This window comes from Rhodophyticola sp. CCM32, assembly GCF_004751985.1.
GTDB lineage: Bacteria > Pseudomonadota > Alphaproteobacteria > Rhodobacterales > Rhodobacteraceae > Rhodophyticola.
The window spans coordinates 2,532,345-2,554,475 of record NZ_CP038492.1 but is presented as its reverse complement, the minus strand read 5'-3'; the positions used below and the strand labels follow the sequence as shown (position 1 = coordinate 2,554,475).

The 22,131-nt window shown below is 59.8% G+C and carries 24 protein-coding genes, 1 tRNA gene and 1 pseudogene; 16 read left to right on the top strand and 10 right to left on the bottom strand.

What is annotated here, in order from left to right; translation table 11 throughout:
• Nucleotides 1-366: 366 nt before the first annotated feature.
• The 4 genes from E2K80_RS12380 to E2K80_RS12365 form a co-directional block, all read right to left on the bottom strand.
• Nucleotides 367-443: transfer RNA gene (locus E2K80_RS12380), tRNA-Arg, on the bottom strand.
• 47 nt (nt 444-490) lie between these two features.
• Nucleotides 491-1,825, bottom strand: coding sequence for a sensor histidine kinase (locus tag E2K80_RS12375; protein ID WP_135376610.1), 1,335 nt, complete (start codon nt 1,823-1,825; stop codon nt 491-493).
• A 76-nt stretch (nt 1,826-1,901) separates the two neighbouring features.
• Nucleotides 1,902-3,314 carry a dihydrolipoyl dehydrogenase family protein gene (locus tag E2K80_RS12370; RefSeq protein ID WP_135375281.1) on the bottom strand — a complete coding sequence of 471 codons (1,413 nt, stop codon included), beginning with the start codon at nt 3,312-3,314 and terminating at the stop codon, nt 1,902-1,904.
• A 3-nt stretch (nt 3,315-3,317) separates the two neighbouring features.
• Entirely contained in the window at nt 3,318-4,049 is a 732-nt protein-coding gene (locus tag E2K80_RS12365) for a TVP38/TMEM64 family protein (protein ID WP_135375280.1), read from the bottom strand.
• Nucleotides 4,050-4,435: 386 nt separating this feature from the next.
• Between E2K80_RS12365 and rpmH the strand changes: the two genes are divergently transcribed.
• Genes rpmH through yidD form a run of 3 tightly spaced genes read left to right on the top strand, consistent with a single transcriptional unit; the run spans nt 4,436 to nt 5,206 of the window.
• Nucleotides 4,436-4,573, top strand: coding sequence for a 50S ribosomal protein L34 (gene rpmH, locus E2K80_RS12360; protein ID WP_011453767.1), 138 nt, complete (start codon nt 4,436-4,438; stop codon nt 4,571-4,573).
• A 22-nt stretch (nt 4,574-4,595) separates the two neighbouring features.
• Nucleotides 4,596-4,988 (top strand): ribonuclease P protein component, encoded by a 393-nt coding sequence (gene rnpA / locus E2K80_RS12355; protein WP_135375279.1) that lies wholly within the window; start codon nt 4,596-4,598, stop codon nt 4,986-4,988.
• The gene (gene yidD, locus E2K80_RS12350; RefSeq protein ID WP_135375278.1) at nt 4,985-5,206 is read left to right on the top strand and encodes a membrane protein insertion efficiency factor YidD; all 222 of its coding nucleotides are present in this window, start codon (nt 4,985-4,987) and stop codon (nt 5,204-5,206) included. The genes rnpA and yidD overlap by 4 nt, the downstream gene beginning before the upstream one ends.
• Before the next feature lie 13 nt (nt 5,207-5,219).
• Here yidD and E2K80_RS12345 read toward each other — a convergent pair whose 3' ends face one another.
• On the bottom strand, nt 5,220-6,620 hold the full coding sequence (locus E2K80_RS12345; RefSeq protein WP_135375277.1) for a diguanylate cyclase: 1,401 nt from the start codon (nt 6,618-6,620) through the stop codon (nt 5,220-5,222).
• 94 nt (nt 6,621-6,714) lie between these two features.
• Here E2K80_RS12345 and E2K80_RS12340 point away from each other — a divergent pair, with 94 nt between their 5' ends.
• Nucleotides 6,715-6,993 carry a DUF3572 domain-containing protein gene (locus tag E2K80_RS12340; protein ID WP_135375276.1) on the top strand — a complete coding sequence of 93 codons (279 nt, stop codon included), beginning with the start codon at nt 6,715-6,717 and terminating at the stop codon, nt 6,991-6,993.
• A gap of 18 nt (nt 6,994-7,011) precedes the next feature.
• Here the strand turns inward: E2K80_RS12340 and E2K80_RS12335 are convergent, their stop codons facing one another.
• Complete coding sequence (locus E2K80_RS12335) at nt 7,012-7,467, bottom strand: MarR family winged helix-turn-helix transcriptional regulator (protein ID WP_135375275.1); 456 nt, start codon at nt 7,465-7,467, stop codon at nt 7,012-7,014.
• 86 nt (nt 7,468-7,553) lie between these two features.
• Between E2K80_RS12335 and E2K80_RS12330 the strand changes: the two genes are divergently transcribed.
• Together E2K80_RS12330 and E2K80_RS12325 are read left to right on the top strand one after the other, a co-directional pair.
• Nucleotides 7,554-8,297, top strand: coding sequence for an HAD family hydrolase (locus tag E2K80_RS12330; RefSeq protein WP_135375274.1), 744 nt, complete (start codon nt 7,554-7,556; stop codon nt 8,295-8,297).
• Between the two features lie 62 nt (nt 8,298-8,359).
• The gene (locus E2K80_RS12325; protein ID WP_135375273.1) at nt 8,360-9,919 is read left to right on the top strand and encodes a trimethylamine methyltransferase family protein; all 1,560 of its coding nucleotides are present in this window, start codon (nt 8,360-8,362) and stop codon (nt 9,917-9,919) included.
• Nucleotides 9,920-10,217: 298 nt separating this feature from the next.
• On the opposite strand, the gene E2K80_RS12320 is transcribed toward E2K80_RS12325, so the two are convergent.
• Both E2K80_RS12320 and E2K80_RS12315 read right to left on the bottom strand, forming a co-directional pair.
• Complete coding sequence (locus E2K80_RS12320; RefSeq protein ID WP_135375272.1) at nt 10,218-10,427, bottom strand: hypothetical protein; 210 nt, start codon at nt 10,425-10,427, stop codon at nt 10,218-10,220.
• On the bottom strand, nt 10,427-10,591 hold the full coding sequence (locus E2K80_RS12315; protein ID WP_135375271.1) for a hypothetical protein: 165 nt from the start codon (nt 10,589-10,591) through the stop codon (nt 10,427-10,429). Before E2K80_RS12315 ends, E2K80_RS12320 begins: the two co-directional genes overlap by 1 nt.
• Nucleotides 10,592-10,801: 210 nt before the next feature.
• Between E2K80_RS12315 and E2K80_RS12310 the strand changes: the two genes are divergently transcribed.
• Both E2K80_RS12310 and E2K80_RS12305 read left to right on the top strand, forming a co-directional pair.
• Complete coding sequence (locus E2K80_RS12310) at nt 10,802-11,389, top strand: heme NO-binding domain-containing protein (protein WP_135375270.1); 588 nt, start codon at nt 10,802-10,804, stop codon at nt 11,387-11,389.
• Nucleotides 11,386-12,420 (top strand): GGDEF domain-containing protein, encoded by a 1,035-nt coding sequence (locus tag E2K80_RS12305; protein ID WP_135375269.1) that lies wholly within the window; start codon nt 11,386-11,388, stop codon nt 12,418-12,420. The genes E2K80_RS12310 and E2K80_RS12305 overlap by 4 nt, the downstream gene beginning before the upstream one ends.
• Nucleotides 12,421-12,705: 285 nt before the next feature.
• On the opposite strand, the gene E2K80_RS12300 is transcribed toward E2K80_RS12305, so the two are convergent.
• Nucleotides 12,706-13,110, bottom strand: coding sequence for a universal stress protein (locus tag E2K80_RS12300; RefSeq protein ID WP_135375268.1), 405 nt, complete (start codon nt 13,108-13,110; stop codon nt 12,706-12,708).
• A gap of 56 nt (nt 13,111-13,166) precedes the next feature.
• Entirely contained in the window at nt 13,167-14,261 is a 1,095-nt protein-coding gene (locus tag E2K80_RS12295) for a LacI family DNA-binding transcriptional regulator (protein ID WP_135375267.1), read from the bottom strand.
• Nucleotides 14,262-14,390: 129 nt separating this feature from the next.
• Between E2K80_RS12295 and E2K80_RS12290 the strand changes: the two genes are divergently transcribed.
• From E2K80_RS12290 to E2K80_RS12255, 8 genes and pseudogenes are all read left to right on the top strand, one after another.
• Nucleotides 14,391-14,579, top strand: a complete 189-nt coding sequence (locus E2K80_RS12290; RefSeq protein WP_135375266.1) for a hypothetical protein — start codon at nt 14,391-14,393, stop codon at nt 14,577-14,579.
• 19 nt (nt 14,580-14,598) lie between these two features.
• Nucleotides 14,599-15,746: pseudogene (locus E2K80_RS12285) on the top strand (TRAP transporter substrate-binding protein).
• Nucleotides 15,747-15,866: 120 nt separating this feature from the next.
• Entirely contained in the window at nt 15,867-16,382 is a 516-nt protein-coding gene (locus E2K80_RS12280) for a TRAP transporter small permease (protein ID WP_135375265.1), read from the top strand.
• Nucleotides 16,383-16,393: 11 nt separating this feature from the next.
• Complete coding sequence (locus tag E2K80_RS12275; protein WP_135375264.1) at nt 16,394-17,713, top strand: TRAP transporter large permease; 1,320 nt, start codon at nt 16,394-16,396, stop codon at nt 17,711-17,713.
• Nucleotides 17,714-17,731: 18 nt separating this feature from the next.
• Nucleotides 17,732-19,039 carry a histidinol dehydrogenase gene (gene hisD, locus E2K80_RS12270; protein WP_135375263.1) on the top strand — a complete coding sequence of 436 codons (1,308 nt, stop codon included), beginning with the start codon at nt 17,732-17,734 and terminating at the stop codon, nt 19,037-19,039.
• A complete protein-coding gene (locus tag E2K80_RS12265; RefSeq protein ID WP_135375262.1) occupies nt 19,032-19,802 on the top strand; it encodes an SDR family NAD(P)-dependent oxidoreductase in 771 nt (256 codons plus the stop codon). Before hisD ends, E2K80_RS12265 begins: the two co-directional genes overlap by 8 nt.
• On the top strand, nt 19,799-20,842 hold the full coding sequence (locus E2K80_RS12260) for a zinc-dependent alcohol dehydrogenase (RefSeq protein ID WP_135375261.1): 1,044 nt from the start codon (nt 19,799-19,801) through the stop codon (nt 20,840-20,842). The genes E2K80_RS12265 and E2K80_RS12260 overlap by 4 nt, the downstream gene beginning before the upstream one ends.
• Nucleotides 20,843-20,849: 7 nt before the next feature.
• The gene (locus tag E2K80_RS12255) at nt 20,850-21,974 is read left to right on the top strand and encodes an alpha-hydroxy acid oxidase (RefSeq protein ID WP_210405384.1); all 1,125 of its coding nucleotides are present in this window, start codon (nt 20,850-20,852) and stop codon (nt 21,972-21,974) included.
• Nucleotides 21,975-22,131 lie beyond the last annotated feature (157 nt).

Sequence of the window (22,131 nt, the reverse complement as noted above, 5' to 3'; positions counted from 1 at the left end):
GATCTCAAGTTACAAGCAGCGGGCTCAGGGGATTTGGACAAGCCAAACGCCCTTCGCCGTTAGGGTGGAGGCGCAGCCTCCCCCCTCGGACAAGACAAATAAACAAGGCCGTGTCCTCGGCGTCGCCTGCGGGCCGCACCAACCTTGTCGATTTGTCCTGTCTCGCCCCCCTCCGCGTTCGCCACGTGGCAGATTTGCAGGAGCAGGCGGCTTCGCCGTCTGACCTCCAAATCGCCCCCGATTTTCCGGTTGGGAAACGGGATCAAACGAAACAAGCGGGCCTATGGATGGGAGGCGCAGAGCGTCAAAATAGGTAAGAGTTTGGCGCAATAGGAAAAACTATGTGTCGCTTCACAGAAAGTAAGATGGCGCGCTGGGGAGGATTCGAACCCCCGACCCCTTGATTCGTAGTCAAGTACTCTATCCAGCTGAGCTACCAGCGCGTGAGGCCGGGGTTTACCGCTCTGCCGGGGGCAGTGCAAGGGGCAATTCAGACCACGCCGGTGGCGGGCAGGTGGATACGAAAACAGGTGCCGTCGGGGCCTGTATCTTCCAGTTCCAGCTTGCCGCCATGGCCGCGGATCAGCTCGGCGGCGATGGCCAGACCCAGGCCTGTACCCCCGGCCCGTGCACCGCCATGGAAGGGCTGGAACAGGTGGTCCAGCGCTTTCTGCGGCAGGCCCGGGCCGGTGTCCCGCACTTTGATCCACCAGCCATCGGCATCTTCTGCGGCGCTGACGCAGACCTGCCCGGCTTGCCCGGTAGAGACGATCACCTGGCGTGCATTGCGCACCAGATTTCCCAGGACGCGGTAAAGTTGTTCGGAATCCGCGCGCGCAATGGTGCCCGGGGGCACATCGGCGATGATCTCGACCTGGTCATCGGTCACGGCCAGACGTTCATTTTCGACCATATCATGGATCAGTTCGTGCAGATCCACCCGGGCAAGCGCGGGTGGCGGTTCTTCGGCGCGGCCAAAGGCCAGCGTGCCCTCGCAAAGGTTCACCGCCCGGCTAAGCGATGCGACCAGCTTGGGGGTGGTGCGTTTCACGGTCGGGTCGTCGATGGTTTCCAACCTGTCGGCCATCAGGGTCGCGACAGTCAGGATATTGCGCAGATCATGGCTGATCTTGGCCACGGCCTCGCCCAGTTGTGCCAGCCGCTCGCGTTGCCGCAGCGCGCCGGTCAGTTGGGTTTGCAGCGATTGCAGGGCGGTTTCCGCGTCGTGTAATTCGGTCACGCCTGCGGCGGGCTTGATGATCCGGCGGGCGTCTTCCGGGGCCTCGGCATATGACATCATATGGGAAACCACCCGTTTGATCGGCACCACCAGAAACTTGCGCACCGACAGGAACAACAGTGCTGCCGTCACCACTGAAATCACCAGCGACAGCCACAGGATACGCAGGCCATAGTCGATCAGCGCATCGCGCAACGGTTCGGTATACATAGTGACTTCGATCAGCAAACCCGCCTCGCGCACCGGTTCGCCGATCACGCGGATTGTCTGGTTTTCGGGGGTGCTGATGCGTACCATCGCATCACGGATCAACTGCCAGGCGGGGGCGTCGCGCAGGTCAAAACTGTACGCCACGGGTGGGATATGATCCGTGGACAGGATCAACTGACGCACCTGATCACGACGCAGCACGACGTTCAGAACCTCGGCATTCTCCAGCAGTTCATCTTCCAGATCATCCTCGATCATCCCATCGGTTGCCAGCAGCGCCAGCGATGCGATCTGCGCCCGTTCCAGCCGGTTCAGCAGGTAATCTTCACGGAACCGCGCGATGGAGGGCACAAAAATCAGGATCTCTGCAATCATCACGAAGATGACCGTCAGGATCAGAAATCGGCCGGAGAGGGAGTTCACGTGTCGTTCATTTCCTATGTTTCAAAATTCAGAATCTCTGAACCAGTCTGACAATGCGCTTGACCCAGGGGTTTTCAAACAATCTGGGTGAGAAATAGGCCCCTGCGGCACGTTTGTTGATCTCTCCAAGCGTTGGATAAGGGGCAACCATCCCAGCAACGGCGCTCATTTTCAAGCCATTGGCGATGGCCATTGCCCAGATTTGAATCAAATCTCCGGCCTGTGCGCCAACGATGGTGGCACCGACGGGTTTGCCTTTGACAACCATCACCTTGATGAAACCCGTGGTCTGCCCGATGGCAACCGCCCGGTCGTTTTCATGATAGGGGAAGCGGGCGACGTCCACCCTGTCGCCATGCTGTGCGCGGGCCTGCGCCTCGGTCAGGCCGACCTGGGCCAGTTCCGGGTCCGTATAGGTGGCCCATGGAATATGATCGGTTCTGGCTTTGGCAGGCAGACCCAACAATATCGGCCGGATGACAACGCCCGCGTGATACCCCGCCACATGGGTGAATTGCAGGCCGCCTGCGGCATCGCCCACGGCATAGACGCGTTTGTTGGTGGTGGAGCGTAAGCCCGCATCGACCGTGATGCCCCCGGCGCTATGGGCAATATTGCCCGCGTCCAGATCAAGCTTGCCGATATTGACCTTACGGCCAACGGCAATCAGCAGGTGAGAGCCATCGAAACTGCGCCCGTCCTCGGTCTGGATATTGATCTGACCTTCGGACCCGGAGATCTGCGATACCTGCGCCCCTTCGATGATTTCCAGACCCTCGGCGGTCAGCTTTTCCAGAACAATCGCGGCCGCTTCGGCATCATCCTTGCCAAGGGCTTTCATCCCCTCCAGCACGGTGACCTTGCAGCCAAGTCTCAGATGCGCCTGTGCCATTTCCAGGCCGATCGGGCCACCGCCGATGACAATCAGATGATCGGGCCGGTCCCGCAGATCGAAGATCGTTTCGTTGGTGAAATAGGGCACTGTATCCAGACCGGGGATCGGCGGCACAAAGGGCCGCGACCCGGTGGCGATGACAAACCGGCGGGCAGTGATGATATCCTCCCCCGCCTGCAGCTCGGTTTCCGAGAGGAACTTGCCGAATTTGCGGATGACATGCACACCGAACCCCTCAAACCGTTCCTGGCTGTCCATCGGTGCAATCGTGTCGATCACGGTGCGGACATGGTCTTTGGCGGCGGAAAAATCGGCTTCCGGCGGGTGACCGGCGACACCGAACGCGCTGACCGAGGTGGTATGCGCCTTGTGACCGGCGGCCAGCAGGGCCTTGGATGGCACGCAGCCATGGTTCAGGCAATCGCCGCCCATCTTGTCGGCCTCAAGAAGAACCACCCTGGCACCCATCTGTGCCGCGCCTGCCGCAAGAGACAAACCGCCTGAGCCGGCACCGATGATGCAGATATCTGTGGTGATGCGAGACATGTGTTAGAGGCCTTTCCTGCCGCGGATGGTCTTCAGAATGATGGGAAGCATGGCCAGCGCGCACAGGCCAAGGATCGGGCCAAGAATGGCGGGCTCGAAGATGATCGACAAGTCCGGCGTCTCGCCCATGGCGAACACCTGGCCCAGGCCAGCCCCGACCCAGGTATAGACAATGGAACCCGGCATGATCCCGAAAAACGTGGTCAAGACATAACGGTCCAACCGTACACCAACCAAAGCGGGCAACAGGTTGGCCACGAAAAACGGCACCACCGGAACCAGACGTATTAGAAACAACATTGACCATTCGTTTTCGGCGATCCCTTCCTTGATACGTTTGGTCAGCCCGCTGGACGAATCCATACGTGCGACCAGCCGGTCACCAAGGCCCCATCTGGCGGCCAGGAAGATGATTGTCGCGCCCGTTGTGGCCGAGATGATGATGAAAAGCGCGCCGGGGAACAGGCCAAACAGAAAGCCGCCGGTCAGCGTTGCTATGGCCGCCCCGGGCAATGAGAAGGCGACGATCAGCACATAGATGGCCATGAAGGCCGCAGCCATGGCCAGGTAATGCATGTCCCGAAACGCAAGCAGCGCCTCACGATTGTCGCGCAGGGTTTCAAACGACAGGATATCGCGCAGCAGAAACCACCCAATCACGGCCCCTGCCATGATCAGGATCAGCGGCAGGAATCGGGCAATCGGGGGTTTTTGTTTGGGTGACGTCTCAGCCATCTTCGCACCTTTCAACTCTGGTTGGGCAGAGCATGCCCCCGGTCGGGGCGCAGATACAGCCCCTTCACGCTGCATTGATGAGCTGTGACGGAACAGGTGGTTTCTGTGAAAATCGCCCTTGATTTCGGGCGATCCGCTACGGGAATGTTTCTAAAGGGGTTTGCGTTTTAGATGAGGCAACCCCATCGAAACCCGCATTCGACCCGAAGGGGGGAGGCAGCGGTTTTCGGTACAGATCAAACGCAAACCGCTATAAGGCGCAGAATCCGGTTTTGGATTTGTTGACATGGCGCGCCCAAGACCGTATTGCCCGGGCTTCTAAGGATTCCCGAGCCGTTTGACGCAGCCATCAGCGGTGCCGTCCGGCAAGATCACGGAGCAAGACAATGTCGAAACGCACATTTCAGCCGTCCAATCTGGTGCGCAAACACCGCCACGGATTTCGTGCCCGCATGGCAACCAAGGCCGGTCGCAAGATTCTCAACGCCCGCCGCGCCCGCGGCCGGAAGTCGCTGAGCGCCTGATCCATCTGATAAGGCCGGTGATATGACACCGAATGCGCCTCCGCCGACCGCCCCGTCGACGGGGGCTTTTTTGCTTGAAACCCTGACCAGGCGGCCGGATTTTCTGCGGGCTGCGAAAGCTGTGCGGGCCCCTACACCGGGGTTTTTGTTGCAGGCCCGTGAACGGGTTGAAAGTGAGGGGATCGACGCAAGGCTTATACGCGTGGGTTTTACCTGTTCCAGAAAAGTCGGCAATGCCGTTGCAAGAAACCGTGCCAAGCGACGATTGCGGGAAATTGCCCGCGCGGTTCTGCCTCTGGAAGGGCGCCCGGGTTGGGATTATGTCTTGGTCGGCCGACCGGGGGCCACCACGACCCTGCCATTCACCCAATTACAGGCCGGTCTGTCCCGCGCCTTGAAAAAAATCCACCGATGACCCTGCTTGCCCGCCTTTTTGCCCTGCCCATCCGCGCCTACCGCGCGGTGCTTTCGCCCTGGGTCGGGTTCAATTGTCGCTATCACCCGACCTGCTCGGCCTATGCGCTGGAAGCGTTGGAGAAACATGGCGGCCTGAAAGGGGCCTGGCTGACGCTGCGCCGGATCGGGCGGTGCCACCCCTGGGGCAGATCGGGCATCGACAACGTACCGGATTAAAGCACCTTTCTTTTCAAGAAGATGCAGGAAACGGGGCGGCGGATCTGGCGGTGGATGATGTGGCCAGGGTCACAAGGTTCCGGCCCTCGGATTTGGACCCGTAAAGGGCACGGTCCGCGCGGGTGAGAATGGCCTTGGCATTCACCTCCCCGTTCTGCGCCAGAGCGATCCCGATACTCAAGGTCACCGGGATCGGAGGGGTTTTCCCACCGACCATAACAGGTGTTCCCCCCACCGCGATGCGCAACCGTTCGGCCACGTCTATGGCCCGGGCACGATCTGTATCGGGAAGCGCTACAAGAAATTCTTCGCCGCCGATCCGGGCCAGCAAATCCATACGCCGCAGCTGCGCGCGCAGGCGTTCGGCGACCACAACCAGAACCGCATCGCCCGCGGCATGGCCATGGCGGTCATTCACCTGTTTGAAAAAATCCAGATCCAGCATCATCACCGCAAGCCCCCGGCCCTGATGGCCCAGCATCCGGTCCAGATGGTGCAGGGCGTAACGCCGGTTGTGCAGGCCGGTCAGGCTGTCGGTCACGGCAAGTTCCAGGCCCGCCTGAACAGTCGAGCGTAACTGGTCAGACTGCCGCTTGCGCCGAAGCTGGGTTTTGATGCGAACAGCCAGCTCATCTGCATCCAGATGTTCATAGAGGATATCGCCCGCGCCCAGATCCAGGGCGATAGCGGCCCGTTCGCTGTCTTCGTTCGGCAAAATCATCAATGTGGCCGCATGTCGTGTGCTCGGGCGCGACCGCAGATCAGACAATAAACGCAAACCGTCATTTCGTGACGCCAGATCGGCGGCTATGACAAAGACATCCGGCATCATTTCCGTATCCAGCTCGCTCAGCGCATCTTCCCGTGGAACGATCTTCACCTTGCAGGCGCATTTGCTTTCCAGCGCCTGTTTCCAGATCGTTGCAGTGGCTGAATCCGGGGCAATCAGTGCGATTTTGCCGGGCCCCTCGAATGTGCCGGGCTCTTCGGCAAACCCAAGCTCAACGCAGGTTTCCTCGCGCAGGCGCAATTCGCGCTGTATGTCGCGGGCGCGCAACAGCGACCGGACCCGGGCGAGCAGGGCAATTTCGTCCACCGGTTTGGTCAGAAAATCGTCAGCCCCCTTTTCCAACCCCCGCATCTTGCTGTTCCGATCCGCCATGGCGGTGATCATGATGACAGGGATATCTGCGGTCTCGGGGTCTTCTTTCAGCTTTTCGCAAACGGTGACCCCGTTCATATCGGGCATCAGCACATCCAGAAGGATCAGATCGGGCTTCTGGGATTTCGCCTTTTCAAGGGCATCTTTTCCGCAATCGGCCTGAAGCACGTCATAGCAGGCGGCTGATAGTTTGACTTTCATCACGATGCGATTTGTCGCAACGTCATCAACGACCAAGATACGCCCTGTCATACTCGATGCTCCAATACAATTTTCACAGGTTTTTCGAGAAGCTATGCGACTCAAAGGTTAACAAACTATTTAATCATGCAGGTGACGCTTGGTAATGCAGCAAGAAACCGCCGAAAAAACCGCTCTGAAGGCTCTGGAATGGCTGGCTGCCGATCCCGGCCTGTTTGAGGTCTTTCTGGGGACAACCGGTGCCTGTGTTGCGGATGTCACCGCACGGGCCGGTGATGCCCAGTTTCTGGGGGCGGTTCTGGATTTCATCATGATGGATGATGCCTGGGTCATTGGATGTTGCGATGCACAGGGTATCGGGTATGAGATTTTGTCTCAAGCCCGTCAGTCCCTGCCCGGCGGCGCAGTTCCGAACTGGACCTGAGAGAGGTCAAAAGCGGTGTCACGCTCTTGGGTTATCCTGCACATCATTGTGCAGTTTCCCTAAAATACGGGTCAGTTCCATCCGCTCGGCGGCCGAGAGCCTGTCGTTGAAATGGGCCATGTTTTCCGAACAAACCGGCGTTGCGGCCTGCATGCGGCTCTGCCCTTCCGGGGTCAGGGCCACCTCGGTCATGCGGCGGTCTTCGCGCCCGATACTGCGCGCGATCAGACCTTCATCTTCCAACTGCCGCAGCGCCCGCGATGTGGCGGTGCGGTCAATCCCGACAAAACTTGCGATCTCGGACGGGTTTTTCAGCCCGTCCTCCCCCACAGCCACCAGAATACACCATCCGATCCGCGTCAGGCCAAAGCCACGCAACCCTTCTTCAACCCGCCGTTCTATCCCGCGAGCGGTCTGGGATATGTGGAATGTGATGCTGTCATGCAGCCCGAAACGAGGTTTTGCGCCATCCATGGGGCATACAATGACGGTCCTGTTGCATAATGGTCAAGGGACAGTCACGTCTTGGGGCTATGAAAGCACAAGGCTGAGGTGCAGGGATGATCACGGGCATTCTGTTCGACAAAGACGGAACATTGTATGATTTTCAGGCCAGTTGGTCGCGCTGGGCCATAGATATGCTGCACGAACTGGCGGGGGGAGACCCGGTGCAGGCCGCGGAACTAGGCCTGCGGATCGGCTTTGACATCGGGGCAGGGCGGTTTCAGCCCGACAGTGTTGCGGTGGCCGGAACCCTGGAGGAAACCGCGCGCGCCCTGTTGCCCGGTCTTCCCGAACTTGGCTTTGAAACGCTCTATCGCCATCTGGAAGAGACGGCGGCCAATACGCAGATGGCCGAGGTGGTGCCGCTGGCCGCCTTTCTGGCCGGGCTGAAAGCACGCGGATTGTGTCTGGGGGTGGCGACCAATGACGCGGAAGTGCCCGCCCGCGCCCATCTGACGGCCTCGGGCGTGGAGGCGATGTTCGACTATATCGCCGGTGCCGATAGCGGCTATGGCACGAAACCTGAACCGGGCATGTGCCTGGGCTTTGCCGAGGCAACGGGTCTGCCCCCTTGCAATGTGCTGATGGTCGGGGACAGCCGCCATGATCTGAGCGCGGCGAAAAGCGCGGGGATGATCGGTATGGGTGTTCTGACCGGTCTGGCCTCCCGGGGCGATCTGGCCGATCTGGCCCATGTGGTTTTGCCCGATATCAGCCATATCCCCACCTGGCTGGAGGATCACGGCGGCACAGATACGCCTGCCGGACGCCAAAATACGACGCGATCCGTCGCTATCTGAAAACCCCTGTTGGCATTCAGCGGCCAGTCTGGGTCGGCAACCGCCTGTGGGAGAGACCTGACATGACCGCCGAGACACCCGTTCGCCGCCGCCGTGCCGGGGGCCGCAAGGGCCATGCCAACCGTGCGGGGCACACGGCCGTCGACCAGATGCCCTGGCGGTTGATCCGCAACACCGATGCGCCGACAGAACCGCTGGACGGCGATGGGGTTCAGGCCATCCATACAGGCGCGATGCGCATTCTCAACGAGATCGGGATCGAGTTCCTGAACGATGAGGCGCGGGAGATTCTGACCCGGGCGGGCTGCAAGGTGGATGGCGAGAAGGTCTTCATGGATGAGGCCTTCGTGATGGAGATGCTGGGCCATGCGCCGGACAGTTTCACCATCACCCCGCGCAACCCGGACCGGCAGTTGATCATTGGCGAAAATGTCCTGACCTTCGGCAATGTCTCCTCTCCGCCCAATGCCTGGGACATGGAACGCGGCAAACGCTCGGGCGATTTCGAGACCTATAAGGAATTCCTGAAACTCACCCAGTATTTCAACTGCATCCATTTCGCGGGCGGCTATGCGCCCGAGCCGATTGATATCCACGCATCGGTGCGGCATCTGGACTGCCTGTATGAAAAACTGACCCTGACCGACAAGGTCCCCCATGCCTATTCGCTTGGGGCGGAACGGGTGGATGATGTGATGGAGATGGTGCGGATCGCCGCTGGCCTGACCCATGAGGAATTCGACGCCACGCCGCGAATGTATACCAATATCAACTCGGTCTCGCCCCTGAAACATGACTTTCCGATGCTTGACGGGGCGATGCGGCTGGCGCGGCGGGGGCAGCCGGTGGTGGTTACGCCCTTCACGCTTGCGGGTGCGATGGCCCCGGTCACCATGTCGGGCGCTGTGGCGCTGTCTCTGGCCGAGGGTCTCGCCGCGATTGCGCTTCTGCAATATATCAACCCGGGCTGCCCGGTGGCGATTGGCACTTTCACCTCGAATGTGGATATGAAATCGGGCGCACCCGCCTTTGGCACGCCGGAATATATGCGCGCGACCCAGATGACCGGACAGATGGCGCGGTTCTACAGGCTGCCGATGCGGTCTTCGGGGGTCTGTGCGGCGAATGTGCCGGATGGGCAGGCGATGTGGGAAACCTCGCAAAGCCTGTGGGCGGCGGTGCAGTCCGGCACCAATATGGTTTATCACGCGGCAGGCTGGCTGGAAGGCGGGCTGATCGCCTCGCCCGAGAAATTCGTGATGGATTGCGAGGTTTTGCAGCAGATTCAGCGCTATTTCGAACCGGCGCTCTGGGCCACGTCCGAGGATGAGATCGGCCTGGATGCCATTCGCGAGGTTGGCGCGGGCGGGCATTATTTCGGATGTGCCCACACACAGGAACGCTATCAGACCGCGTTCTATCAGCCGTTCCTGTCAGACTGGCGCAATTTCGAGGGCTGGCAGCTGGATGGTGCCGTCTGGACGGCGGAACGGGCCCATAAGATTTACAAGAAAATCCTTGCGGAATTCGAGGCACCGCCCATGCAGGATGACCGCCGCGAAGCGTTGCAGGCCTTTGTGGCGCGGCGCAAGGAAGAGGGCGGCGCACCCACGGATTTCTGAAATCTGCCGTATCATCCCCCCGGGCATATTGGGGGAAGCGCAGTAAGGATGCGGGTTTTCCGTACAGCCTTCTGCATTGGAATTGGAGTGCGATTCCAGGGGGATAAACTGGCAGATACGTGATTTTTAAAGCACCCTGCCTGAAACTTGAATCACAAATGCCCTGCCACGCTTCGCGTTCTCGGGACATTTGTGATGCGCGATGTCTCAGGTTTAAGGCAGGGTGCTCTAATCAGCAAATAGCTGATTTCGAATGCGAATTACGGTGAACAATGTTTCAATGAAACCGCAAAACGCTCTATTCGGCCATTTCGAGGCTGAAAAAATTACGGACCGCCTTGCTCTCGATCAAGGCGCGGGTCAAAACCTCGACGGGTCCGGGAATATCACGCTCACCGTTCCACCAGCGCCGCACTGTACGGCCATCCGAGACCATAAATAGCCGGGCGGCTCCATTCGCGCTGAGGCCCAGTTTGCGATGGGCTTCATGAAGTTCATCCGCATTCATCAGAAAATAAGCTTCACGATCGCAGCAGTCGCCCCCATAAGGGCAGCAGCGGCAAGAGCAGGGGCGAGAAAGGTGTTAACTCCGATATGCCGGGTTTCTGCAAGCAGCTTGGCGATCTCGGCACGCATCTTGTCATCTGCAAGAGTTTGTTCTTGACGTGTCATATTTACCCCTTGTTATAACTTGGCTCTGTTACCCTTTGATGGTCTCAAGATAGGGCCATTGGTCCTATTTATCAATCAATATGCACCTAGTGGTTAAGAGTACCTAACAGAATCATCTTACGGTTGAGGCTTGGCTAAACACCTCTGCCAACGGTTTCTTTACGCTTTTCTGACTATCACAGCCGCATATGAGTTGCGGGAAGGGTCAATATGCATGGTCTGGTCAATCGGGCGTTGCAGGAATTCTTGAAAGATACCTATGGCCCCGAGACATGGACCGAGGTGCGCAATCAGGCCGGGCTGCCTTTTGAAGAGTTCGAATCCATGCTGCATTACGAGGTCAGGCTTACCCTCAAGCTCGTGGCCGCGACCTGTTTTGTTCTGCAGAAAGAAGCGGCGGTGATCCTGGAAGATATCGGGATCTGGCTGGTGTCTACCCCAGAGAGGGAGCCCGTGCGCCGATTGCTGCGGTTTGGCGGCGCGACATTTCTGGAATTCCTGCAATCGCTTGAGGAGCTTCCGGGCCGCGCCCGAATGGCCTTGCCCGATCTCGATATGCCCGAGATCGCGCTGCATGCAGACGGCCCGCGCCGGTTCATTCTGGAAACGAAATGGGCCTTGCCCGGCATCGGGTCTGTTCTTCTGGGAACGCTCAGGGTGATGGCTGATGATTATGGCGCTTTGGTGCTTCTGGATTCAGAGATTGGCGAAAACGGGCGGGAGACGCTGGTTATCGAACTGCTGGAGACGCAGTTTTCTGCCGGGCAGGCCTTTGAACTGGGAACACGGGTGTCATGACCGGGGTGGAAAAGATAAATCCCGATCCGCTGATTGGCCTGTCTGGTGTTGCGCTGGACCGGTTGATGCCCCTGCATGTCTGGCTGAGCCCCAAGGGGCAGATCGTCCGTGCCGGGCCGACCTTTCGCAAGATGGTGGGGCATGTGGATATCATCGGCGGCAGCATCTTTGACCTGATGACGCTGAAACGCCCGCGACTGGTCAGCAAGCTGCCTGATCTGATGTCTTTGCAGGGCCAGCGCCTGACGCTGACACTGAATGCGGCCCCGCATCTGACATTGCGGGGTATGGTGGTGACGCTGCCCGGCGATACCGGCGCGTTTGTGAACATCTCGCTTGGAGTGTCATTTGCCCAGGCGGTTGCCGAATGGCACCTGACATTGGGGGATTTTGCGCCCTGCGATCAAACGGTTGATCTGCTCTACCTCAGAGAAGCGATTGCACTGACTGCACAGGAATCGCAGATGCTGACCGAAAGGCTGCAAGCCGCGCGGATGGTGGCGGAAGAACAGGCGCTGACCGACACGCTGACCGGGCTTGCCAATCGCCGGGCGATGGATATGGCCCTGTCCCGCACGTTGAGCGATCCGCAATCGCGGTATGGGCTGATGCATCTGGATCTGGATTATTTCAAACAGGTCAATGACACGCTGGGCCATGCCGCAGGCGACCATGTGCTGACACATGTGGCCGCTGTGCTTTGTGCCGAACTGCGCAAAAGCGATATTGTGGCCCGCATGGGCGGGGATGAGTTTGTTATGCTGTTCCAGGATTGTGATGACCCCGATCTGCTGGAACGGATCGCGTTGCGGCTGATCGACCGGCTGGAGGAACCAACCCTGTTTCAGGATAAGACCTGCCGCATCTCAGCCTCGATCGGGACCACGTTGTCGCGCTATTATACCAACCCGACGGTGGATCAACTGTTGAGTGACGCAGATCAGGCGCTTTATACCTCGAAGAAAAGAGGGCGGGCACGGCACACGTTTTACAACCCAACCGCAATGGCCAGTCAGGTCCGACCCGGATGAAACCGCACATGCGTTGGACAAAACGTTACCCTGCAGCATGCTGCCTTAAACCTGAGACATCGCGCATCACAAATGTCCCGAGAACGCGAAGCGTGGCAGGGTATTTGTGATTCAAGTTTCAGGCAGGGTGCTTTAAGGGGGCAGATCATAGGCCCGGCGGCTGCATGACCCATCGCCACGCCGCCTATAGCCTTTCGAGTTAACATTGAATCGCTTGTTCGCTGCCTCTCCCTTCGGTCGAACGCGAAAAGCGATGATCATGTCTCAATGAAAACTCGAAAGGCTTTAACGCAGCAGGTGAACCGAGCAATGGGCATGGCGCATGACCCGTGCCGCTGTGGAGCCGATCAGGAAATCGCGCAAACCGGGTTTGTGAGATCCGATGATGATACAATCTGCCCCCACTTCCCGGGCATGATCGGCGATGGCACGACCGGAATGGCCTTTCAGCAATACGCCCTCGACATCGGCAGCGTCACGGGTGCGTTCCGCAAGGGCATCTTTGACCTTTTGCAGGGCGTTGTTCACCGCCTCTTCCGAGACAAACGCACTGACCGAACCCTGAAGCGGTTCATAAACATGAACGGCATATATCTCTCCACCGTCTGCTTTCAGGCTGCGCGCCACGTCCAGCGCTTTGGCGCCAATGCCATGATCCAGCGCCATGGCCACGATGATTTTCTTATACATGAATACCCTCTGTCTGGTGTCAATATTGCGGCGGTCTTCAAACGGGTCGCCCGAATTTATGGGGTCTGCCTGGCTGTTTTGCCCGTGGCCCGGACCGGGCCGGGAGAGCCAAGCGTGTTGCGCATGCAGCGTTGGGTTTTCAACTCGATGCTTTTGTTCTGTGTCTGCCCGGCGACCATGCGTACAAGCAGTCTGGCGGCCTCCCGCCCCATCTCACGGTGGGGGACATGAACCGTTGTCAGGTCGGGGTCGGCAGTCCGCGCCAGCTCGATGTCATCAAACCCGGTGATCGAGATGTCATCGGGAACGCGCAGTCCCATTTTCTTGGCCCGGCCCAAAGCGCCAATCGCCAACACGTCATTGCCGCACATCACAACTGTGGGCCTGGTCGGGCCTGCCATCATCGTATGAAACGCGTCAGCGCCCCGTTCGATCCCAAACTCGGTTTCGATCAGGGTCAGACTTCCGGGGTCCAGCCCGGCCTCTTCCATTGCGGCGCGAATGCCCAACACCCGTTCACTGGCGCGATCATTGCCAGCCTGCTCTGCCGAGATCACGCCGATCTGGCGATGGCCGAGGGCAATAACCTCCCGCGCCAGGGTCATCATCGCCAGGCGGTTGTCAAAACCGATGGAAATCTGCGGAGCGTCCGGATCATAGGCCCAGGTGATCAATGCGGGAACCCCCTGGGTTTCCAGAAACCGGTAAATTTCATCCCGGCGATGGTAGCCGATTAACAGCAGGCCATCGGCGCCGCGGGCGACCAGTGTGCGTACCTGTTCTTCTTCCAGATCCTCGCGGTAAGAGGAACTGGCGATCAGCAGGGTAACGCCGCTTGAACGCAATTCTTCCTGAAACGCCTGAATGCCACGGGCAAAAACAGCATTTTCCATTGTTGGAATAATGGCCCCGATGGTGTTTGTGCGCCGCACCGCCAGCGCCCGGGCTCCGAAATTGGGGGAATACCCCAACTCGTGAATGGCGGCCATAACGCGGGATCGCGTCTTTTCCACAACCCGGTCAGGATAGTTCAGGCAGCGCGATACGGTGGCCGTCGACACATTGGCATGCTGCGCCACATCATCAAGTGTCGGGACCACGGATCGGCCTGTCGTTTCGCCCCCTTTGATCCCGGGTATCTGGCGGGCCATGTTGGTGTCATCCTTATCAATATGCTGAAGAGTAACATCAAAGCACAGCGGAATGTAAGCGCTTGCAAATAAAAATGTAAGCGCTTACATTCACTCGGGAATCACATTCTGACAAAAAGTGACTGTTTCATGCCCCTACTTGCCGCTGCGGTTTTGTTTGCGATCTTCACGCTGAACGTGGCGCTTGGCTCGATGGGGGCTGAAAGGTTTTTGGGAGATGTCGGTGAAATGCTGGTTCTGTTTGCGGCGGTGATCGGTTTCGTCGTTGCGATACTTGGCAAGGAGGCCGCTGAAAAAAACAACAGCAGCGGTGAATAAGCTCTAGGGAGGAAGACTATTGGACAAAGACCTCAAGGAAGTGAAATCCGCCGAGCGGCGGAATTTCCTGAAACTGGCCGGCACAGGCGGCTTTACGGCTGCGATGGTTGCGGGTGCCAGCGGCATGTTGTGGTCGTCAGAGGCCGCAGCCCAGACCGCCACGGAAGAGCGGGATCGTGAAAACGCCGCGGATCACATCATGACCCTGGCCACGGCCTATGTTCTGGGTGCCTCGCGCAGCTATCCGATCATGCAGCTTGACCTGAAAGAGAACATCCAGAACGCCACCAACGGCAAGGTCTATGTGCGTCTTGCACCGGGCGGTCAGCTTGGGGCGGGCGGTGCGCTTGCACAGCGGGTTCAGACCGGCACGATTCAGGTGGCACAGCATTCCCTGTCGAACTTTGCGCCCTTCGCATCGGCGGTTGATCTGATCAACCTGCCTTATTTCTGCGGCTCCAATCAGCGGTTCACCAATCTGGTCACATCCGATGCCTGGAAGACAGAGGTGAACCCGCGGATCGAGGCCAACAACTTCAAGGCACTGCTTTATATCGTTATCGACCCGCGGGTTGTTGCGGTGCGGCGCGGCGGCCCCGGCCCGGTTCTGACCCCGCGGATCTGGATGGCGTCAAGTTCCGCGTTCCCGGCTCGCAGATGTTGCAGCAATATTACCGTATGGTTGGCGCCAACCCGACGCCGGTGGCCTGGGGTGAAACCCCGGCGGCGATCAGCCAGGGTGTTGCAGATGCGCTGGACCCGGCGGTTGGCGCGCTGCATGTCTTTGGCTTCGGCGAATTACTCAGCCATGTGACCTTTACCCAGGCGGTGCCGGACAGTCAGGTTTATTCCTGCAATCTGGAATGGTTCGATTCCCTGCCCGGTGATGTGCAGGAAGGCATCGAATTCGCTTCTGAAATCACGGCGCAGCAAAACCTGGCGAAGGTTCCGGCGGCACGATCCTATGCGATGGCGCAACTGGCGTCCTCGGGTGTTGAGTTCCATTCGCTTAGCGCGGATCAACTGGCCGAATGGCAGGCGGTTGGCGGGTATCAGCTGCCGGACTGGGATCAGTTCAAGGTTGATCTTGCCGGGTCCATGGACACATTCGCGGCCCTTGAAGAGGCTGCAGGCACGATGGGCCGGTACTACGTCCACGACGCCTGAGTTGCGTGTTTTGGCCGGCGGCGCAGATGCCGCCGGTCATTCTCACCCTCTTTTTTCGGAACATTCTATGCGCTGTCATGAACAGCACTGCTGGAATACTGGCCAGTTCGCGAGGACCCTATGCCGAGATTTCTGAAAATACTGGACAAGAATGCAGAGACCTGGGCGCTTCTGGTTTTCTACGTCATGCTTGTTGTCACCATGGCCGTCGAAGTGCTGCGGCGCGAAATCTTCTCGTATTCCTCGATCTGGGGGGAAGAGATTGTTCGCTATTGTTTCATTTATCTGGCCTGGCTTGGCGCCTCGGCGGCGGTCAAGGAACGGGCTCATATCCGCATTGATGTGCTGATGCATTATCTTGGGCGGCGTCCCAAGGCGATCCTCTATATATTTGGCGATCTGGTGATGCTGGCGGTGTCTTTCATCGCGGTTTACTGGTCGTTTGAAACGGTCGCGGTGTCGGCCGAATACGGATCGGTCAGCCATGGTTTGCGGGTGTCCATGGTGTGGTTTCTGATGGCGGTGCCGATCGGGTTCACATTGCTTATCCTGCGTCTTCTGCAATCGCTTTGGCGCGATCTTCAATCCCTTCGTGACGGTGTGGACGTCTACGAAGGCGACAAGCTCTTTGACTGAGGGGGCGGGCGATGCTTTGGAATCAGCTTCAAAATCAGCCGGTTGTGCTGGGCTGGGATTTTTACACCTCGGTCATTCTGTTTGTCGTGCTGGTGGCCCTTGCGGTTCCGGTCTGGGCGGCAATCGGGGCGGCGGCCATTGTCATGCTGCTGATGTCCGGCGCGCTTCCGCTCGCGCTGGTGGGGGAAAGCCTGTTTGACGGCATTGACGCCTTCGCGCTGACCGCGGTGCCGCTCTTTATTCTGACCGGTGATGTGCTGGTGCGCACCGGGCTCAGCCGGAAATTCCTGGATGTGGCAGAGGCGCTGACCTGTTGGGCGAAGGGCGGCTTCGGATCGGCGACCGTGCTGGTCTGCGGCATGTTCGCGGCGATCTCGGGCTCGGACGCGGCGGGTGCTGCGGCGGTGGGCCGGATGACCATCGACCGTCTGGTCGAAAGCGGTTACCCCCGGCCCTATGCCTGTGCGCTGGTGGCTGCCGGGGCCTGTACCGGTATCCTGATCCCGCCGTCGATTGCCTATATCATCGTGGGTCTGGTGCTGGGCATTTCCGCCTCCACCCTGTTTCTGGCGGCTGTGATCCCGGGCCTTTCGATCCTGCTGGCGATCCTGATCACCAACATCATCATGAATCGTCTTTACGCTTACGAGGGCGGCGGGTTGATGACCTTGCGGGAATGGCTTGCCAATCTTGGGGGGGCGCTGAAATCGGGCTGGTATGCGTTTATCGTGCCGGGCATCATCTTTTACGGTATCTTTTCGGGCCGCCTGACCCCGACCGAGGCCGGGGCCACGGCAGTGGTGGTGACCATCGCGATGGGGTTCATCCTTGGCACGCTGCGCCTGTCTGATTTTCCGTCGATGTTGATCAGTTCGGCCAAGGTCAACGGGATCATCCTGCCGATCATCGCCTTTTCGCTGCCGCTGGCCCAGGCTTTGGCCATTCTTGGCGTGCCGCAGGGCTTTGTGTATTCGGCAACCACAGTGACCGAAAACCCGGCCTTTCTGATCCTGATGATGATCGGCATCCTGATCGCCGCAGGATGCGTGATGGAGACGACGCCGAATATCGTGATCCTTGCGCCGATCCTGAAACCGCTGGCTGACAATATCGGCATGAACGAGATTCAGTTCAGCATCATGATGATCACCGCCCTTGGTGTGGGCTTTATCACACCGCCGCTTGGGCTGAACCTCTTTGTCGTTTCGGGGCTGACGGGGGAATCCATCCTCAAGATTGCGGCGCGCGCCGTGCCCTTCGTGCTGTGCATGCTGATTGTGGTGCTGTTCATCGCCTATGTGCCGGCGATCTCCACCGCGTTTCTCCCTTAACCAGAAATGGAATGACTGATGTCTATCGAGTATCTGAAAAAAGCAACTCTGACCTCGCGCAGCGATGCGTCTGACGTGCATGAAACGGTGCGCAAGATATTGGAGGACATCGAAGCGGGTGGCGATCAGACGGCGCTGGATTATGCGGCGAAGTTCGACAAATACGATGGCCCGATCCTGTTGAGCGCGGAGGATATCGCGGCGGCCTGTGATCTGGTGCCCGACAAGCTTAAGGCCGATATCCGCTTTGCGCAGGGCAATGTGCGCCGTTTTGCAGAGGCGCAGAAGGAAACCCTGAAGGATATCGAGGTTGAGGTCGTGCCGGGGCTGATCGCAGGTCAGAAAAGCATCCCCTGCCGTGCGGCGGGCTGCTATGTGCCGGGCGGGCGCTATAGCCATATTGCCAGCGCAATCATGACGGTCACCACCGCCAAGGTGGCGGGTTGCGATCATATCGTGGCCTGTTCGCCGCCCCGCCCCGGGGTCGGCATTGCGCCGGCCATTGTCTATGCGGCGCATATTGCCGGGGCCGATACGATTATGGCCATGGGTGGCGTGCAGGGCGTTGCGGCAATGACGTTCGGCCTGTTCGGGTTGCCCAAGGCAAATATTCTGGTCGGCCCCGGCAATCAGTTCGTGGCCGAGGCGAAACGCTTTCTGTTTGGCCGTGTGGGCATCGACATGATCGCAGGCCCGACCGACAGTCTGATCCTGGCCGATGCCAACGCGGATGCCAGAGTTGTGGCCACCGATCTGGTGGGGCAGGCGGAACATGGCTATAATTCACCTGTCTGGCTGGTGACCGATACCAGGGCGCTTGCCGAAGAGGTGATGGGCCTGGTGCCGCACCTGATTGCCGACCTGCCCGAGGTGAACCGCCAAAGTGCCGAAGCGGCCTGGCGTGACTATGCCGAGGTGATCCTGTGTGGCGACCGCGAAGAGATGGCCGCCACGTCTGACAATTACGCGCCCGAGCATCTGACCGTACAGGCCGATGATCTGGATTGGTGGCTGACCCGGCTAAGCTGTTATGGCTCTCTGTTTCTGGGGGAAGAGACAACCGTGGCCTTTGGTGACAAGGCCTCGGGCACCAACCATGTGCTGCCGACTTCGGGGGCCGCGTCTTACACCGGCGGTCTGTCAGTACATAAATACATGAAGATCGTCACCTGGCAGCGGGCCACCCAGGCCGGTGCCAAACCGGTTGCCGAAGCCACCGCGCGGATTTCCCGGCTGGAAGGGATGGAGGGGCATGCCCGCACCGCCGATATCCGTCTGGCCAAATATTTCCCCGATGAAACCTTTGATCTGTCGGCAAATGGCTGAGCCATCTGCCATAACGCCCCTGTTCGACCTGTCCGGCAAAACCGCCTGCGTGACCGGGGCAAGCGCCGGGCTTGGCCGCCGCGCGGCCACGGTGCTGGCCGGGGCCGGGGCCAATGTTGTTGGCATCGCCCGCCGGGCTGAGGCATTGAATGACTGGGTCAGCACCACCGGGGGCCGCGCTGCCGCGATTGCCTGGGATCTGACAGACCGGGCAAGCCTGCCCGAACTTGCCAGCCGCGTTGCGGGCCTCAATGGCCCGCCCGATATCATCGTGCATGCCGCCGGGATCAACACCCGCGAACAGGCCGATGAGGTCAGCGCGGAGGGATGGGACACCACCCTTAACCTCAATCTGGCCACACCGTTCTTTCTAAGCCAGGCCTTTGTGCCTGCGATGAAAAAACAGGGCTGGGGTCGCATTGTCAATTTCGCCTCGCTGCAAAGCAGCCGCGCCTTTCCCGGCGGGCTGTCCTATGGCGCCTCCAAGGGCGGGATCGCGCAATTGACCCGGGCCATGGCCGAAGCCTGGTCGCCCCACGGGATCAATGCAAACGCCATCGGGCCCGGGTTTTTCCCTACTGAGCTGACCGAGGCGGTGTTTGCCGACCCGGACCGTCTGGCGCGCAATGCCGCGCAGACCTGTATCGGGCGGAACGGCGAGATGCAGGATATCGACGGGCCGCTTCTGTTCCTGTGTTCCGAGGCTTCGGCCTATGTGACAGGGCAGGTTCTGATGGTTGACGGGGGGTTCACCGCCAAATGAAAGCGCTTGTCTATACCGGATCGAAATCGCTGGAATACCGCGATATGCCCGACCCGGAGCCGCGCGCGGGCGAAGAACTGCTGCGGGTGGAAACCGTGGGTATCTGCGGTTCGGACATGCATGCCTATCTGGGCCATGACGAGCGCAGGCCAGCGCCGCTGATCCTGGGCCATGAGGCGGCGGGCGTCATCACAGGCGGCCCGCGCGACGGGATGCGGGTGACCGTGAACCCGCTTGTGACCTGCGGTATCTGTGCGGCCTGCAAGGCAGGGGCCGACAATCTGTGCGCGACGCGCCAGATCATCTCGATGCCGCCGCGGGAGGGGGCGTTTGCGGAATGGGTGGCGATGCCGCCGGGAAATCTGGTGCCGGTGCCGGGGGATGTGTCTCTGGAAAAGGCGGCGCTGGCCGAACCCATCGCCTGCGGATGGCATGGGGTGCGTTTGGGAAAGATGGCGCTGGGCGTCGCAGATAAAGGCCTGACGGCGCTTGTCATCGGCGGCGGGGCCATCGGGCTTGGCGCGGCGCTAAGCCTGAAGGCGCAGGGTGTGAGCGATGTGACCATGCTGGAAGCCAACCCCGATCGCCGCGCCTTTCTTGAGCAGAGATGCAGCCAGCATGTGATGGGTTCAGACGGGCTGCATATATCTGACATGTTTGACATGGTGGTGGATGGTGTCGGTTTCGCCGGGACACGGGCCATCGCCTCGGCCCATGCGCGCCCGGGCGGGGTGATCGTGCATATCGGGCTGGGGGAGGCGACAGATGGTCTGGATATCCGGCGGATGACGCTTCAGGAGATCACCTTTATCGGCACCTATACCTATACCGCCGAGGATTTCCGGCAAACCGCACAGGCGATTTTCGACGGGCGTCTTGGCGCGCTCGACTGGACGGAAACCCGCCCCCTGGCAGAGGGCGGGCAGGCCTTTGAAGATATTCGCCTTGGTCGGCCCCTTGCGCCCAAAACGATTCTCATTCCCGCCCATGAGGGCGCGCAGGATGGCGCAGGCTCTCAATCGAAACCTGAGCTGACATAGGCCCCGCATGGTGCTGGGCAGAGAGATTCATTCCACGGAAGATGCATGGCGGCTTGCGAAACGGCGCCTGCCCTGGATGGTGTTCGACTATATCGACGGGGCGGCGGGGGCCGGGGACGGGGCCGCGATGAACCGCAAAGCGCTCCGCGAGATCCGCTTGCAGCCCCGTGTCCTGTCGAATGTGGAACATCGCGATCTGGGCATGCCGGTTTTTGGCCATGAGGCCCGGAAACCCTTTGGGATCAGCCCGATGGGAATGTGCAATCTGTCAACGCCCGGCGCGGACCTGATGCTTGCGCGACTGGCCGCGCGTGAACAGGTGCCCCTTGGCGTGTCCACCGTCGCCTCGACCCCGCTGGAAAGGATGATCGAGGTGGCCGAGGGCCATGCCTGGTTTCAGCTTTATTTCAGCGGGGGTGGAAGCGAGGCAACCGCCCTGGTCAAACGCGCCAAAGCCGCAGGGTATCGCACCCTTGTGCTGACACTGGATGTGCCCGAGGTGGGCCGCCGCCCGCGCGAATTGCGGCGCGGCTTCAAGATGCCCTTTCGGATTGGCCCGCGCCAGTTTCTTGATTTTGCCCTGCATCCGGGCTGGTCCCTTGAGACACTGATAAAAGGTGTGCCCGGGCTTGCGAATTTTGGCGGGCCCAACGGGCATTTTGACCGCACCAGCAGCCGGGCGCGGGCGGATTGGACCTATCTCGACCGGCTGCGCGGGATGTGGGATGGCAATCTGGTGGTCAAGGGCGTCTTGAGTGTGGAGGATGCCCTGTGTCTGCGCGAGGCCGGTGTGGATGCCATTCAGGTTTCCAACCATGGCGGGCGGCAGTTGGAAAGCGCCCCGGCGGCCATTACAGCGCTTGGGGCTATCCGCCGGGCATTGGGCGAGACCTATCCGCTGTTCTTCGATTCCGGTCTCAGGTCAGGCGAAGACGTGGTGAAAGCCTATGCCACAGGCGCCAGTTTCGTGTTCTTCGGCCGCCCGTTGCTGTTTGCCATGGCGGCCAATCGCGAACCGGGCCTGACGCAGCTGTGGGAGGCTTTGTCAGAGGAGACCAGTATCACCCTTGCGCAGCTTGGGGTGACCTCCGTGTCGGCGATCTCGGGTCAGGTTCTCTATGCCGCGCCATAGAGCAGAGGCAGCGGTTTTCGAGTCACATCAAACCCAAACCGCTTTGAGGTGTGCTTCGTCTGGGTGGCGCGATATCTGCGGCGAGGATGATTTCTCGCAATCATCTTGCGCCGCCCCATAGCTATCATCCCGCCGGGCAGCGCCCGTATCGCCCCCA

What these genes read in the sequence shown, in the direction of transcription:
- E2K80_RS12260 (WP_135375261.1), top strand. Translation starts at nt 19,799, where the DNA reads ATGAAAGCGCTTGTCTATACCGGATCGAAATCGCTGGAATACCGCGAT.
- E2K80_RS12275 (WP_135375264.1), top strand. Translation starts at nt 16,394, where the DNA reads ATGCTTTGGAATCAGCTTCAAAATCAGCCGGTTGTGCTGGGCTGGGAT.
- rnpA (WP_135375279.1), top strand. Translation starts at nt 4,596, where the DNA reads ATGACACCGAATGCGCCTCCGCCGACCGCCCCGTCGACGGGGGCTTTT.
- E2K80_RS12340 (WP_135375276.1), top strand. Translation starts at nt 6,715, where the DNA reads ATGCAGCAAGAAACCGCCGAAAAAACCGCTCTGAAGGCTCTGGAATGG.
- hisD (WP_135375263.1), top strand. Translation starts at nt 17,732, where the DNA reads ATGTCTATCGAGTATCTGAAAAAAGCAACTCTGACCTCGCGCAGCGAT.
- E2K80_RS12265 (WP_135375262.1), top strand. Translation starts at nt 19,032, where the DNA reads ATGGCTGAGCCATCTGCCATAACGCCCCTGTTCGACCTGTCCGGCAAA.
- E2K80_RS12370 (WP_135375281.1), bottom strand. Translation starts at nt 3,314, where the DNA reads ATGTCTCGCATCACCACAGATATCTGCATCATCGGTGCCGGCTCAGGC.
- E2K80_RS12280 (WP_135375265.1), top strand. Translation starts at nt 15,867, where the DNA reads ATGCCGAGATTTCTGAAAATACTGGACAAGAATGCAGAGACCTGGGCG.
- E2K80_RS12290 (WP_135375266.1), top strand. Translation starts at nt 14,391, where the DNA reads ATGCCCCTACTTGCCGCTGCGGTTTTGTTTGCGATCTTCACGCTGAAC.
- E2K80_RS12330 (WP_135375274.1), top strand. Translation starts at nt 7,554, where the DNA reads ATGATCACGGGCATTCTGTTCGACAAAGACGGAACATTGTATGATTTT.
- E2K80_RS12255 (WP_210405384.1), top strand. Translation starts at nt 20,850, where the DNA reads ATGGTGCTGGGCAGAGAGATTCATTCCACGGAAGATGCATGGCGGCTT.
- E2K80_RS12375 (WP_135376610.1), bottom strand. Translation starts at nt 1,825, where the DNA reads ATGATTGCAGAGATCCTGATTTTTGTGCCCTCCATCGCGCGGTTCCGT.
- E2K80_RS12345 (WP_135375277.1), bottom strand. Translation starts at nt 6,620, where the DNA reads ATGACAGGGCGTATCTTGGTCGTTGATGACGTTGCGACAAATCGCATC.
- rpmH (WP_011453767.1), top strand. Translation starts at nt 4,436, where the DNA reads ATGTCGAAACGCACATTTCAGCCGTCCAATCTGGTGCGCAAACACCGC.
- E2K80_RS12315 (WP_135375271.1), bottom strand. Translation starts at nt 10,591, where the DNA reads ATGACACGTCAAGAACAAACTCTTGCAGATGACAAGATGCGTGCCGAG.
- E2K80_RS12310 (WP_135375270.1), top strand. Translation starts at nt 10,802, where the DNA reads ATGCATGGTCTGGTCAATCGGGCGTTGCAGGAATTCTTGAAAGATACC.
- E2K80_RS12295 (WP_135375267.1), bottom strand. Translation starts at nt 14,261, where the DNA reads ATGGCCCGCCAGATACCCGGGATCAAAGGGGGCGAAACGACAGGCCGA.
- E2K80_RS12300 (WP_135375268.1), bottom strand. Translation starts at nt 13,110, where the DNA reads ATGTATAAGAAAATCATCGTGGCCATGGCGCTGGATCATGGCATTGGC.
- E2K80_RS12325 (WP_135375273.1), top strand. Translation starts at nt 8,360, where the DNA reads ATGACCGCCGAGACACCCGTTCGCCGCCGCCGTGCCGGGGGCCGCAAG.
- E2K80_RS12320 (WP_135375272.1), bottom strand. Translation starts at nt 10,427, where the DNA reads ATGAATGCGGATGAACTTCATGAAGCCCATCGCAAACTGGGCCTCAGC.
- E2K80_RS12305 (WP_135375269.1), top strand. Translation starts at nt 11,386, where the DNA reads ATGACCGGGGTGGAAAAGATAAATCCCGATCCGCTGATTGGCCTGTCT.
- yidD (WP_135375278.1), top strand. Translation starts at nt 4,985, where the DNA reads ATGACCCTGCTTGCCCGCCTTTTTGCCCTGCCCATCCGCGCCTACCGC.
- E2K80_RS12365 (WP_135375280.1), bottom strand. Translation starts at nt 4,049, where the DNA reads ATGGCTGAGACGTCACCCAAACAAAAACCCCCGATTGCCCGATTCCTG.
- E2K80_RS12335 (WP_135375275.1), bottom strand. Translation starts at nt 7,467, where the DNA reads ATGGATGGCGCAAAACCTCGTTTCGGGCTGCATGACAGCATCACATTC.